This window comes from Haloarchaeobius baliensis (assembly GCF_052060055.1).
Lineage (GTDB): Archaea > Halobacteriota > Halobacteria > Halobacteriales > Natrialbaceae > Haloarchaeobius > Haloarchaeobius baliensis.
In genome coordinates, this window is sequence record NZ_JBPPFR010000001.1 from 1,256,039 (window position 1) to 1,268,376 (window position 12,338).

The following is a 12,338-nucleotide window of genomic DNA, read 5'->3' on the forward strand; positions in this document are numbered from 1 at the left end:
CCGCAAAAGAGTTGCTGTCGGAGGCGGCCCGTGAGGACTAAAAGTATTTACAGCCGGAGCGGCCGATATGGTGGTATGAAAGCTGTCGTACTCGCCGCCGGGAAGGGCACACGTCTCCGCCCCCTGACCGACGACAAACCGAAGGGAATGGTCGAGGTCGACGACAAGCCCATCATCACGCACTGCCTCGAACAGCTCCGTGACCTCGGCGCCGACGAGTTCGTCATCGTCGTCGGCTACCTCAAGGAGAAGATCATCAGTCACTACGGCGACGAGTTCGAGGGCATCCCCATCACGTACGCCCACCAGCGCGAGCAGAAGGGCCTCGCCCACGCCCTGCTCACCGTCGAGGAGCACATCGACGACGACTTCATGCTCATCCTCGGCGACAACATCTTCCGCGCGAACCTCCAGGACGTCGTCCGCCGCCAGCGCGAGGACCGTGCCGACGCCGCGTTCCTCGTCGAGGAGGTGCCCTGGGAGGAGGCGAGCCGCTACGGCGTCTGTGACACCAACAAGTACGGCGAGATCGTCGACGTCGTCGAGAAGCCCGAGGAACCGCCGTCGAACCTCGTGATGACCGGCTTCTACACGTTCTCGCCCGCCATCTTCCACGCCTGCCACCTCGTCCAGCCGTCGAACCGCGACGAGTACGAGATCAGCGACGCGGTCGACCTGCTCATCAAGAGCGGCCGGACCATCGACGCCATCCGTATCGACGGCTGGCGAACCGACATCGGCTACCCGGAGGACCGCGACGAGGCCGAGCGCAAGCTCCAGGCGGCGGACGAGGACGCGGGCGTCGCCGAGGAGGAGGCCGAGGAAGCAACCGCAGAGGGCGGGTCCGAATAGATGCAGGCGGTCGTCGTCGCCGCCGGCGAGGGCACCCGTATGCGGCCCCTGACAGCCAACCGCCCGAAGCCGACGCTCCCGGTCGCCGGGACGCCGCTCGTCCAGCGCGTGCTGGATGCGGCCGAACCGTACGTCGACGGCTACGTCCTCGTCGTCGGCTACCGCGACGAGGTCATCCGCGACCTCGTCGGCGAGGAGTACCGAGGCCTCCCCGTCGAGTACGTCGAGCAGCGCGAGCAGCTCGGGACCGCCCACGCCGTCGGACGCGCCGCCGACGTGGTCGACGGTCGCTTCCTCGTGCTGAACGGCGACGTGGTCGTCACCGAGGAGCTGGTGGCCGGGCTTGTCGAAGCCGGCGGGACCGCCATTGCGACGAAATCCGTTCCCGATCCGTCGAACTACGGCGTCGTCAGTCACGACCAGGGCCGGCTCACAGAGCTGGTCGAGAAGCCCGCCGACCCGCCGTCGAACCTCGCGAACCTCGGGCTCTACGCGTTCGAAGCGTCCGTCTTCGACGCCATCGACCGGACCGAGCTGAGCGAGCGCGGCGAGTACGAGATCACGGACTCCATCGGGCACTTGCTCGACGACGGCGAGGAGGTTTCGGTGGTGGAGTACGATGGTCCATGGTTGGATGTCGGTCGACCGTGGGAGCTGCTCTCTGCGACCGAGACCATCCTCGCGGACCTCGAGGGTCGCATCGATGGCACCGTCGAGGACGGTGCGACCCTCTCGGGTCCGGTCGTCGTCGAAGACGGTGCCCGTGTCCGGGACGGTGCGTACATCGAGGGCCCGGTGGTTGTGCAGTCCGGCGCCGACGTCGGCCCGAACTGCTTCGTCCGGGGCGCGACGGTCGTCGGGCCCGACGTGCGCGTCGGCAACGCCGTCGAGGTGAAGAACTCGGTGCTGATGCGCGGGACGAACGTGGCGCACCACGCATACGTCGGTGATTCGGTGCTTGGTCAGGATGTGAACTTCGGGGCTGGCACGAAGGTGGCTAACCTCAGGCACGACGACGAGAACGTCCGGATGACCGTGAAGGGCGAGCGAGTCGACACCGGCCGACGGAAGTTCGGCGTCGTCTGCGGTGACGGAGCGAAGACCGGTATCAACTCGAGTCTGAACGCCGGCGTCGTCCTCGATTCGGGGGCGACGAGCACGCCCGGCGAGGCGGTCATGCGGGACCGGTGACCTCACGCGGGCGACCGTCGAAACGGCCGAATCGCTGAATCGGCCGGAAAGCTCTTCTATCGGCCCTCAGGGGCGGTTCTGGGAGATATGAAAGCATATATGGGATGGCCATCGAGAGGTTGACAATGGACCTATCCTCGAAACTCGCCGAACGCACGGTGTTCGTCACCGGCGCGGACGGGTTCGTCGGCAGTCATCTGGTCGATACACTCGTCGAGTACGACGCGAACGTCCACGTGTTCGTCCGTGCGACGTCGAGCGGCGAACTCAACAACATCCGTCACCTCTCGGAGGACATCACCGTCCACCGGGGGGACCTGCGGGACAAGCACTCCGTCGAACGTGCTCTCTCCGCGCTCGAGGGCCACTCCGACTCGCTCATCTTCCACCTCGGAGCGCAGGCTCACGTCGGCGAATCCTGGGAACGCCCGTACGAGACGGTCGACTCGAACGTCGTAGGGACGCTCAACCTCCTCCAGTCCGTGGTCGACCTCGACCTCGACATCGCGAAGTTCGACACCGCCGGCACCTCCGAGGAGTACGGCAACGTCAAAGAGGAGGTCCGCGACCACCACGACTTCGTCGACGACGGCCGCGTCCTGCTCTCCGAGCGCTCGCCCGTCAACCCGACGAGCATCTACGCCACGTCGAAGCTGGCGGCCGACTTCCTGACGATGAACTACCACGACGCCTACGACGTGCCCACCGTCACCACGCGGATGTTCAACAACTACGGGCCGCGGCAGAACCCGCGCTACATCACGGGCACCATCATCTCGCAGGCGCTCAAGCGCGACCACGTCGAACTCGGCAACCTCACGCCGAAACGCGACATGTGCTACGTCGAGGACGGCGTCCGCGGTCACCTGCACGTGGCACTCGGCGGCAACCCCGGCGAACAGTACGTCTACGGCTACGGGGAGAACGTCTCGATGCAGGAGTGGGCGGACACCATCCTCCGTGTCGGGACCGAGGAGGGTTACTGGGACAATCCCGAGATCGTCCAGGACGAGGACCGCTATCGGCCGGGCGACAGCGACGTCGAGGAGTTGCTCGTCGGTCACGAGAAGCTGACCGAGGAGACCGGCTGGGAGCCGCAGGTGAGCTGGGAGGAGGGGATCCGCCGCACCATCGAGTGGTACGCCGAACACGAGCAGCGGTGGCTCGGTCGGGTGGACTGGCGATGAGCTACTGGGACGGCAGGTCGGTGATGGTCACCGGGGGTGCGGGCTTCCTCGGCAGTCACCTCGTCGACGACCTCGAGTCGCGCTCCGAGAGCGTCGACGTGTTCGTCCCGCGGAGCGACGAGTACGACCTCCGGAACCGCGACGACATCCGGCGTGCACTCGAGGAGGCCGACCCCGACGTCGTCATCCACCTCGCGGCGACGGTCGGTGGCATCGGTGCCAACCGCGAGAATCCCGGCCGGTACTTCTACGACAACGCCGTGATGGGCATCGAACTCATCGAACAGGCACGCCAGTTCGGCGTCGAGAAGTTCACCATCCTCGGCACCATCTGTGCGTACCCGGAGGAGACACCTGTCCCCTTCTCCGAGGACGACCTGTTCGACGGCTACCCGGAGCCGACGAACGCGCCCTACGGCATCGCGAAGAAGGCCCTGCTCACGCAGTCGAAGGCCTACCGCAAGCAGTACGACTTCGACAGCATCTACCTGATGCCGGTGAACCTCTACGGTCCCCGCGACGACTTCGACCTGGAGAGCTCGCACGTCATCCCCGCCATCATCCGGAAGTGCGTGGAGGCGCGTGAACGCGGCGACGACAGCATCACCGCCTGGGGGACCGGCGAACCGACCCGCGAGTTCCTCTACGTGAAGGACGCCGCCGAGGGTATCCTCGACGCGACCGAGGAGTACGACCGGAGCGAACCGGTCAACCTGGGGAGCGGGATGGAGATCAGCATCCGCGAGCTGATCGAGACCATCGCCGACGTGACCGACTTCGAGGGCGAGGTCGAGTGGGACACGTCCAAGCCCGACGGGCAGATGCGGCGCTGTCTCGACACCTCCCGTGCGAAGGAGTACTTCGACTGGGAGGCGACCACCGACTTCGAGACGGGGCTGGAGCACACCGTCGAGTGGTTCGAGAACGAGTCCGAGTATGTCTGAGTTCACGCCGAAGCACGACCGTATCCCCGACGAGGAGTGGGAGACCGTCGTCCGGAACGTCCCCATCGTCTCGATCGACCTCGTCGTGCGCTCGCCCGACGGAATCGTCCTCGGGAAGCGGACGAACCAGCCGGCGAAGGGCGAGTGGTTCGTCCCCGGCGGCCGCGTCCACAAGCACGAACGGCTCGTCGACGCCGCCCGCCGCGTCGCGAGCGAGGAGCTCGGCGTCGAGGTCGAGGTCGTCGAGGCACTCGGCGCGTACGAGCACCTGTACCACGAGGCCGAACTGGACGGCGTCGGCGGCAAGCACTACCTCGCCAACGGGTTCGTCGTCGAGACCGACGTGGGTATCGACGAGATGGAGCTCGACGACCAGCACGGCGGGCTGCGTGCCTTCGTGCCGGCCGAGCTCCCGACCGATCTCCACGAGTACACTGCGGCGTACCTGCAGGACGCCGACGCCGTCGCGTACCCGACCGACGAACACCTATAAGTCGGCGTGGGGCACTACCGGTAGGTGTGACAGCCTCCTTCGTCCCGTCCGTCCGAACGAATCGCATCGCCGGCCGACCGACGAGCCAGTCGTCAGTCCATCGATGAAGGGGCTGATACTCTCCGGCGGCCGGGGGACGCGCCTGCGTCCGATCACGCACACCGGCCCGAAGCAGCTCGTCCCGGTTGCCAACAAGCCCGTCATCCAGTACGCCATCGAGGACCTCCGCGAGGCCGGCGTCACCGACATCGGCGTCGTCCTGGGCAACGTCGGCCGCGAGGCCATCCAGGCGTTCCTCGGCGACGGCAGCCAGTTCGGCGTGGACATCACCTACATCGTGCAGGGGAACCCGCTCGGGCTGGCCCACGCCGTCGGTTGCGCCGAGGAGTTCGTCGACGGCGACGACTTCGTGATGTACCTCGGCGACAACATCCTCAACGACGGCATCACCGAACTCGTCGACAGCTTCCGTGACGGCGACTACGCGGCCGGGCTGGCGCTCCAGCACGTCGACACCCCGAGCCAGTTCGGCATCGCGACCGTCGACGAGGACGGCGACATCGTCTCGCTCGTCGAGAAGCCGGACGACCCGCCGAGCGACCTCGCCATCATCGGCGTCTACGTCTTCTCGCCGGCCATCTTCCACGCCGTCGAGGCGATCGAGCCGTCTGACCGCGGCGAGCTCGAGATCACCGACGCCATCCACCTCCTGCTGGAGGAGGGCGGCGCGATCGACTCCCACGTCGTCCAGGGCTGGTGGAAGGACACCGGCAAACCGGAGGACATCCTCTCGGCGAACCGGCTCGTCCTCGACGACCTCGACGCCTCGCGCGACGGCACCGTCGAGGACGGTGCGGAGGTCGTCGGGCAGGTCGATATGCACGAGACGTCGGTCATCGAGTCCGGCGCGGTCGTCCGCGGCCCGACCAGCCTCGCCGCCGACGTCACCGTCGAGTCCGGCACCTACGTCGGTCCCTACACCTCTGTCGGGGAGCATAGCCGTCTCGCAAACGTCCAGATCGGCAACAGCGTCGTCATCGGCGAGAGCGAGATCACGACGGACGAATCCATCGTCGACAGCCTGCTCGGCCGGGGGACGACGATCGGCTCCTCCGCCGAGATGCTCCCCGAGGGCCGTCGCCTCGTCGTCGGCGAGAACTCCAAGCTCCGACTATGAAGGTCTACACGCTCACCTGTCCGGACTGTGGCACCGTCGTCGCCGCGAACGAGCTCGAGTCCAACCGGGTCCAGAAGTGCCCCGGGCTGGACTGCGAGAACGTGCTGCGGTTCGAGGACCTGCCCGAGGAGGCACAGGAGCACGTCCTGAGCCACGCCGAGAAGTACGACATCTGAGCTCGACCGTCCCCGTCGCTCGGTTCGTCGTGGCCGTGACGGCCGTCCCTCCCGACCAGAATACTGATTACTCGCGCTGGATTCGGGTCAGGTATGCGGCTACTGGTCACCGGCGGCGCCGGGTTCATCGGGTCGAACTTCGTCCAGCACTGTATCGCCGAGACCGACCACGAGGTCGTCACGCTCGACGCACTCACCTACGCGGGTAACAGGGACAACCTGGCCGGCGTGCTCGACCACGACCGCCACCGGTTCGTCGAGGGCGACGTGCGCGACGCGGACCTCGTCTCCGAGCTGGTGGCCGAGACCGACGCGGTGGTCAACTTCGCAGCGGAATCGCACGTCGACCGGTCGATCGACGGCGCGGCAGAGTTCGTGGACACGAACGTCGGCGGCACGCAGACCCTGCTCGCGGCGGCGACCGAGCACGGCGTCGACCGCTTCCTCCAGGTCTCGACCGACGAGGTGTACGGTCACATCCTCGAGGGCGAGTTCGACGAGGACGACTGCCTCGACCCGCGGAACCCCTACGCGGCGACGAAGGCCGGCGCGGACCTTCTCTGCCGGAGCTACGAGCGTACCCACGACCTGCCGGTCGTCATCGTGCGGTCCTCGAACAACTACGGCCCGCGCCAGCACGAGGAGAAGCTCATCCCGAAGTTCGTCCAGCTCGCCGCCGACGGCGAGGACCTCCCGGTGTACGGCGACGGCACGAACGTCCGCGAGTGGACCTACGTCGCGGACACCTGTCGGGCGTTCGAACTCGTCCTGCGGGAGGGCGAGGTCGGCGAGATCTACAACGTCGGTAGCGGCGAGGAACGCCAGAACATCGCGGTCACGCGGACCATCGTCGACCTCGTCGACGCGGACGAGGAGCAGATAACCTTCGTCGAGGACCGCCCCGGACACGACCAGCGCTACGCGCTGAACACCGAGAAGGTCGAGAATCTCGGCTGGGAGGCTGAGTGGACCTTCGAGGAAGGCATCGAGGCGACGGTCGAGTACTACCTGGACTGACCGCCGTCACAGTCCGACTGCGTCGAACAGCTCACGGAGCCTGTCGGGGTCGACACGGAGGTCCTCGCCGTCGGCCTCGCAGACGAGACAGGCGAACTCGTGGTCCAGCTGTTCTGCCATCGCGTAGTACACCGGATGGTGGTCGTCACCGAACAGGGAGACGACGGTGAGCTCCGAGCCGAAGACGAGGTTCGTGAGGCCGGCGCCGTGTGGTGCGACGACGACCTCGGCGTCGCGGAACAGGCGAACCTGCTCGGTGACCGAGCGTTCCTCCGGTTTGACGACCCTGACGCCGTACTCGTCGAGGACCATCTCGAGCGCGTTGCGGTTCACGACGCGACGCATCGGCGTGTTCTCCCGCGAGACGTAGAGCCGGTCTGGACGGTCGTAGCTCGGGTCCGGGTCGGTCGCCGCGGCCGCCGCCAGTCCCCCCTCGCCGAGCCAGCGCAGCGCCGAGGGTGCAGCCGTGTAGGTGAGGTCCTGCACGTCGGGTGCGGTCTCCTCGACGTCCCGCCTGAGTGTCGGGACGAGGAGCCGGTCCACGTGGAGACGGCCACCACCGAACTCGACCCAGTCCGATTCGTCGTAACCGAAGAAGGAGAGCGCCTCCGCCCGCCAGCCGCCGAACTCCGGTGGGACGATGAGCGTCGGGCGGCGATCGGTCTCCTCGCTGTAGCGCTCGACGGTCTGGAGTCTGCTCAGGTAGTCGACGAACCAGTGGTAGTAGTTGTCCGTCCACGCGCCGACGAGCGAGACGGCCTCGTCGAGTCGTCTATCTGCCATCCCCGACCGGTACGTCGGTCGCGTTCGTTCCTTCGCTGCCCGTCCCGCGCCGAGGAGCACCCGGAGCGACCAGCCGAGGGAGTTCTCCATGACGACCGTGCCGTCGGGCAGCAGGGTCAGGCCGTCGGGCCCGACGAGCTGTGCGTCGGTCACTGCACAGATCGCGGCGTCTGCGCTCGTCCACTCCACGGGACGGTCGGCGATCGTCTCGGGGAGGACACCGACGTGGACGGGTTCTTCGAACCGCGTGGTCTCCTGTGTTCCGTAGGAGGAGGACGCTGTGACGGCAGGGTGAGCGCCTGCGAGCATGTCTCGTCGACCGATACTCCGCCGTCTGACGGCACTATCGACGAGTGACGAGCTCAGCACGCGTTTCGCGACGAACCAGAGCCGTCGCCGCATCTGTGGATGCACGGACTGTTTCGAGGGTGGTGAGCGCACGATAAAGAGCTTTTCAGTCGAGCAGGCTGCCGGCTAGCGGAACCACTTGTGGAACCAGAGCTTCGAGTCGGCGGTCCGGTAGCCGAGCTTCTGGTAGATCCGCTGTGCCGGGATGTTCCGGCCCTGTGTGACGACGGCGGCCGAGTCACAGCCCTCCTCGCGGAACCACTGCAGCGCGGCGACCGTGAGGCCGGACCCGACGTTCTCGCCCTGCGCGAACTCGTCGACGCCGGTCAGGACGATCTTCCCGACGCCATCGTCGAGTTCGAGGGCGATGAAGCCACCGACGCGACCGTCGATATCGGCGACGATGACCCTGTCACCGAGGTCGCCGCACATGTTCTCGGTCCACGTCGCCCGCATCTCGTCGGCCTGCTCGTCGTCGAATCCGGGGTCGGCGTGGAAGCGGTCGTATCGGAACACGTCGCCGGCGATCTTCCGGAGAGCCGGGATGTCCGCGTCCGTCGCCGTCCGGAACGTCGCCGGAGTGTCGACGCTCTCCGGGAGCTCGTCGAGGTCCCGGTCGAGGGTGATCCTGTCGTCGACGAACCGATAGCCGGCGTCCTCCGCGTGGTGTGCGCTCTCCATGTCGTCCGCGTCGGCGAGGTAGAACACGACCTCGATGTCGTGCTCGTGGCAGAACTCGTCGACCGCGGCCAGCGTCTCGGGGTCGACGCGCTCGGCGGTCACCTTCCCGACGCCGAAACCGAAGAAGTCGGTGTCCCACGCCAGCTTCTCGCAGGGGATCTCCGCGGGCATACGGTGGAGTGATGCGGCAGGGGTAAAGAGTCACCCGGTACGGTCGAACTCAGTCGAAGTCGAACGGGATGAACCGGCGGTACTTCTTCGCGGTCTGCCGGTAGCGGAACTCGGGATCGAAGAAGAAGGTGTAGACACGGTGACCCAGGGACGCCAGCACGAGTCGCAGGACGAGGGTCGCTGCGATACCGCTCTCACGCAGTGCGCGCTTGAAACAGCGCCGCCCTTCGGCCATGTCACCGACGACGCAGTAGAGGTTGCCGAGCCGTTCGTACTCCCGGCGGAACGCGGAGGGAACCTGCTTCAGGTCGTCGCCGAGGTCGGAGATCTTGCGCTGGTGGATGCGGATCGACTCGCGGATCTCCTCTTCGGAGCGCATGGTCGTGACCCGCTCCTCGTGGATGTAGTAGTCGACACAGAGCTGGTCGGTGTAGGCGATCTTGTACTCCTTCGCGATGGTCCGGAACAGGGTCTGACCCGCACCACGGGTGAGCTCCTCGTCGAAGTATCCGAGGTCCTGGAGCACCCTCGTCCGTAGCATCACGCCCGACGGTGGCCCGAACACGTTGCCCGAGCCGCGCCGCAACACCTCGTAGTAGATGTCGCCTTCGAGCCCGGGGTCGGAGATGGTGATGGTCTCCTCGGTCTCGAGCTTCTTGTGGCGGGTCGCGCCGTAGACCATCGCGTACTCCTCCGGGAGCTCCTCCAGCCGGGCGACCTGTGCGGCCAGCTTCTCGGGCAGCCACACGTCGTCGTCGTCGAGGAAGGCGACGTACTCGCCGGTCGCCTCCCGACACGCGATGTTCAGCGTCGTCACGTGGCCCCTGTTCTCCTCGTTGCGGATGTAGCGCAGGCGCTCGTCCTGGGCCTCGTACTCGCGGACGATCTCGGGCGTCTCGTCCGGCGAGTGGTCGTCGATCACCAGCAGCTCGAAGTTCTCGTACGTCTGTTCGAGGACGCTCTCGATGGCTCGACCGACTATGTCGGGCCGTTTGTACGTCCGTAGGACCACGGAAACCAGCGGTGACTCCGACATTCTACTGTCCGTAGCCGGGCGACTAGTTTTACCGTTTCGATGCCACGGAGCCCGGAGCCGTCCCGGACCGGTCTCAGCGGAGGTCGTCGACCGTCTCGACGAGCGTGTCGACGACGTACTCGCGCTCCTCCGCCGTCATCGTCGGGTACATCGGCAGGGTGACGATGTCGCGGGCGACCTGCTCCGTCGTCGAGAGGTCGTGGCGCTGGTACTCCGCCCCCTCGTAGCGGGGCTGTTCGTGCACCGGCGGGTAGAAGTGTGCAGACGCACCCACGCCGGCGTCGTTCATGCGGTCGAGCAGTTCGCCGCGGTCGATGCCGTCGCCGGTGAGCACGGTGTACATCTGGTAGACGTGCTCGCGGCCGTCGGGGACCGTCGGCGTCTCGATGCCGTCGACGTCCGCGAGCGCCTCGTCGAAGTAGGCAGCGTGCTCCCGGCGGGCCTCGTTCATCTCGTCGAGGCGCTCCATCTGCTCGACGCCGAGGGCGGCGTGGACGTTGCTCATGCGGAAGTTGTAGCCGGCCTTCGTCGCAGCACGGAACCAGGACTTGTCGGCGTCCTCGCGGTCGAACGTCGTCGAGGGGACGCCGTGGCCGAGCAGGGTCCGGACCTCCTCGGCGAGCTCCTCGTCGTCGGTGGTGAGGACGCCACCCTCGGCGGTCGTGATGTTCTTGGTCGGGTAGAAGGAGTAGCAGCCGGTCGCGAACGTCCCGGCGACCTGACCGTCGTAGGTCCCCCCGATGGTCTCGGCGGAATCCTCGATGACGTGCAGGTCGTGCTCGTCGGCGATGGCCATGATGCGGTCCATGTCGCAGGCGAGCCCGCCGTAGTGGACGACCATGATGGCCTCCGTCTCGTCGGTGATCGCCTCCTCGACCGCTTCGGGGTCGATGTTGCGGGTCTCGCGGTCGATGTCGACGAAGACGGGCTCGGCCCCGCCGGTGACGATGGCGTTGGCGGACGCGACCCACGTGAAACTCGGCAGGATGACCTCGCCAGTGATGTCGTTCGCCTCGACCGCCAGGTGCAGCGCGGACGTACAGGAGTTCAGCGAGACGGCGTGCTCGGCGCCGACGTACTCGGCGAACGCCTCCTCGAACTCGTCGTTCTTCGGGCCGTGGGCGAGCCAGCCCGACCGGAGGACCTCCTCGACGGCGTCTACCTCTGCGTCGCGAATATCGGGGTCACACAGCGGAACTTCCATCTCGACTGTGCGCTCGGACCCGAACAGAAAGACGCTTTTGGTCTCTCCCCCCGCGCCTACCCGACGAGGCCCATCGAGCGGACGAACTCGACGTACCGCTCCATCCCCTCCTCCAGCGAGAACCGCGGCTCGAAGCCGAGCTCCTCGCGTGCCTTCGAATTGTCCAGGGCGCCGCGCTTCGGCCGGAAGTCGCCGACAGGTTTGGTCTCGGTCTCCACGCCGTCGACGTACTCCGAGATGACCTCGGCGAGCTCCTTCACGGTCCGTCCCTCCCCGTAGGTGACGTTGTACGTCTCGTTCGCGGCGGCGTCCTCGGTGAGCGCGAGGTCGAACCCCTGTGCGGTGTCCTCGACGTAAGTGAAGTCGAGCACCTGCTGGCCACCGTCGTGGAGGGCGAGCGGCTTCCCCTCGAGCGCCCGCTCGACGAAGATCTGCGAGACGCGTCGGTTCACGTCGGTCGGTCCGTACACCGCCGACGGCCGGACGACGGTGTAGTCGAGGTCGCTGTTCCGACAGAACGACTTCGTCAGCGTCTCGCCGGCATGCTTGGCGCCGCCGTATACCCCCTTCGGGTTTCTCGGGTGCTCCTCGTCGGCGGGCCGGTACTGGAACGCCCCGTACACCATGCTGGAGGAGGTGTAGAGGAACCGCTCGACCGAGTCGGTCGCCTTCGCCGCCTCGAGCAGGTTCACCGTCCCCTGGACGATCGAGTCGACGGCGGCCTCGGGATGGTCCTCGCAGGTGCCCGTGATCGGGAGGTGCGCGAGGTGTGCGATGCGGTCGGGCTGGACGCGTTCGACCGTCCGTGCCACCTCGATGGGGTTGCGGGTGTCGCCCTCGACGAACTCGACCTCGTCCTCGAGTCCCGCGATCCGGTGGTCGAGGTACGGTCGGTACTGACGCGACGACGGCGAGAGGTAGCTCTCGTAGGCGTCGAACGAGACGACGTCGTGGCCGGCGTCGACGAGCCGGTGGAGGAGGTGCGAGCCGACGAACCCGGCCCCACCAGTCACGAGCAGTTTCATTGTAACTATGCGACGGTAGGGCAACCCGGGCAATCAATGTTGTCTGTTGAGGA

The 12,338-nt window shown here is 66.8% G+C and carries 13 protein-coding genes; 8 read left to right on the forward strand and 5 right to left on the reverse strand.

The window, feature by feature from the left end:
* The first annotated feature begins 75 nt into the window (after window positions 1-75).
* The 8 genes from aglF to rfbB all read left to right on the forward strand — a co-directional run bounded on the left by aglF (window position 76) and on the right by rfbB (window position 7,037).
* A complete protein-coding gene (aglF, locus tag ACSG06_RS06460) occupies window positions 76-852 on the forward strand; it encodes a UTP--glucose-1-phosphate uridylyltransferase AglF (protein ID WP_440989442.1) in 777 nt (258 codons plus the stop codon).
* Window positions 853-2,043 (forward strand): bifunctional sugar-1-phosphate nucleotidylyltransferase/acetyltransferase, encoded by a 1,191-nt coding sequence (glmU, locus tag ACSG06_RS06465; RefSeq protein ID WP_440989443.1) that lies wholly within the window; start codon window positions 853-855, stop codon window positions 2,041-2,043.
* Between the two features lie 125 nt (window positions 2,044-2,168).
* The gene (locus ACSG06_RS06470) at window positions 2,169-3,230 is read left to right on the forward strand and encodes a GDP-mannose 4,6-dehydratase (protein WP_440989444.1); all 1,062 of its coding nucleotides are present in this window, start codon (window positions 2,169-2,171) and stop codon (window positions 3,228-3,230) included.
* Window positions 3,227-4,174: a GDP-L-fucose synthase family protein gene (locus tag ACSG06_RS06475; protein ID WP_440989445.1), complete on the forward strand. Its 948-nt coding sequence runs from the start codon at window positions 3,227-3,229 to the stop codon at window positions 4,172-4,174. Before ACSG06_RS06470 ends, ACSG06_RS06475 begins: the two co-directional genes overlap by 4 nt.
* Entirely contained in the window at window positions 4,167-4,667 is a 501-nt protein-coding gene (locus tag ACSG06_RS06480; protein ID WP_440989446.1) for an NUDIX domain-containing protein, read from the forward strand. The genes ACSG06_RS06475 and ACSG06_RS06480 overlap by 8 nt, the downstream gene beginning before the upstream one ends.
* Before the next feature lie 103 nt (window positions 4,668-4,770).
* The gene (locus tag ACSG06_RS06485; protein WP_440989447.1) at window positions 4,771-5,844 is read left to right on the forward strand and encodes a glucose-1-phosphate thymidylyltransferase; all 1,074 of its coding nucleotides are present in this window, start codon (window positions 4,771-4,773) and stop codon (window positions 5,842-5,844) included.
* Window positions 5,841-6,020 carry a hypothetical protein gene (locus ACSG06_RS06490; RefSeq protein WP_440989448.1) on the forward strand — a complete coding sequence of 60 codons (180 nt, stop codon included), beginning with the start codon at window positions 5,841-5,843 and terminating at the stop codon, window positions 6,018-6,020. Before ACSG06_RS06485 ends, ACSG06_RS06490 begins: the two co-directional genes overlap by 4 nt.
* A gap of 93 nt (window positions 6,021-6,113) precedes the next feature.
* On the forward strand, window positions 6,114-7,037 hold the full coding sequence (gene rfbB, locus ACSG06_RS06495) for a dTDP-glucose 4,6-dehydratase (RefSeq protein WP_440989449.1): 924 nt from the start codon (window positions 6,114-6,116) through the stop codon (window positions 7,035-7,037).
* A gap of 6 nt (window positions 7,038-7,043) precedes the next feature.
* Here the strand turns inward: rfbB and ACSG06_RS06500 are convergent, their stop codons facing one another.
* The 5 genes from ACSG06_RS06500 to ACSG06_RS06520 all read right to left on the reverse strand — a co-directional run bounded on the left by ACSG06_RS06500 (window position 7,044) and on the right by ACSG06_RS06520 (window position 12,285).
* Window positions 7,044-8,129: a glycosyltransferase family 61 protein gene (locus ACSG06_RS06500; RefSeq protein ID WP_440989450.1), complete on the reverse strand. Its 1,086-nt coding sequence runs from the start codon at window positions 8,127-8,129 to the stop codon at window positions 7,044-7,046.
* A gap of 165 nt (window positions 8,130-8,294) precedes the next feature.
* The gene (locus ACSG06_RS06505) at window positions 8,295-9,020 is read right to left on the reverse strand and encodes a GNAT family N-acetyltransferase (protein WP_440989451.1); all 726 of its coding nucleotides are present in this window, start codon (window positions 9,018-9,020) and stop codon (window positions 8,295-8,297) included.
* A gap of 49 nt (window positions 9,021-9,069) precedes the next feature.
* Complete coding sequence (locus tag ACSG06_RS06510; protein ID WP_440989452.1) at window positions 9,070-10,032, reverse strand: glycosyltransferase family 2 protein; 963 nt, start codon at window positions 10,030-10,032, stop codon at window positions 9,070-9,072.
* Window positions 10,033-10,129: 97 nt separating this feature from the next.
* Window positions 10,130-11,260: a DegT/DnrJ/EryC1/StrS family aminotransferase gene (locus ACSG06_RS06515; protein WP_440989453.1), complete on the reverse strand. Its 1,131-nt coding sequence runs from the start codon at window positions 11,258-11,260 to the stop codon at window positions 10,130-10,132.
* A gap of 56 nt (window positions 11,261-11,316) precedes the next feature.
* Entirely contained in the window at window positions 11,317-12,285 is a 969-nt protein-coding gene (locus tag ACSG06_RS06520; RefSeq protein WP_440989454.1) for an NAD-dependent epimerase/dehydratase family protein, read from the reverse strand.
* Between the last annotated feature and the right edge of the window lie 53 nt (window positions 12,286-12,338).

Coding starts and splice junctions, on each gene's coding strand:
- aglF (WP_440989442.1), top strand. CDS start 76: ATGAAAGCTGTCGTACTCGCCGCCGGGAAGGGCACACGTCTCCGCCCC.
- glmU (WP_440989443.1), top strand. CDS start 853: ATGCAGGCGGTCGTCGTCGCCGCCGGCGAGGGCACCCGTATGCGGCCC.
- ACSG06_RS06470 (WP_440989444.1), top strand. CDS start 2,169: ATGGACCTATCCTCGAAACTCGCCGAACGCACGGTGTTCGTCACCGGC.
- ACSG06_RS06475 (WP_440989445.1), top strand. CDS start 3,227: ATGAGCTACTGGGACGGCAGGTCGGTGATGGTCACCGGGGGTGCGGGC.
- ACSG06_RS06480 (WP_440989446.1), top strand. CDS start 4,167: ATGTCTGAGTTCACGCCGAAGCACGACCGTATCCCCGACGAGGAGTGG.
- ACSG06_RS06485 (WP_440989447.1), top strand. CDS start 4,771: ATGAAGGGGCTGATACTCTCCGGCGGCCGGGGGACGCGCCTGCGTCCG.
- ACSG06_RS06490 (WP_440989448.1), top strand. CDS start 5,841: ATGAAGGTCTACACGCTCACCTGTCCGGACTGTGGCACCGTCGTCGCC.
- rfbB (WP_440989449.1), top strand. CDS start 6,114: ATGCGGCTACTGGTCACCGGCGGCGCCGGGTTCATCGGGTCGAACTTC.
- ACSG06_RS06500 (WP_440989450.1), bottom strand. CDS start 8,129: ATGCTCGCAGGCGCTCACCCTGCCGTCACAGCGTCCTCCTCCTACGGA.
- ACSG06_RS06505 (WP_440989451.1), bottom strand. CDS start 9,020: ATGCCCGCGGAGATCCCCTGCGAGAAGCTGGCGTGGGACACCGACTTC.
- ACSG06_RS06515 (WP_440989453.1), bottom strand. CDS start 11,260: ATGGAAGTTCCGCTGTGTGACCCCGATATTCGCGACGCAGAGGTAGAC.
- ACSG06_RS06520 (WP_440989454.1), bottom strand. CDS start 12,285: ATGAAACTGCTCGTGACTGGTGGGGCCGGGTTCGTCGGCTCGCACCTC.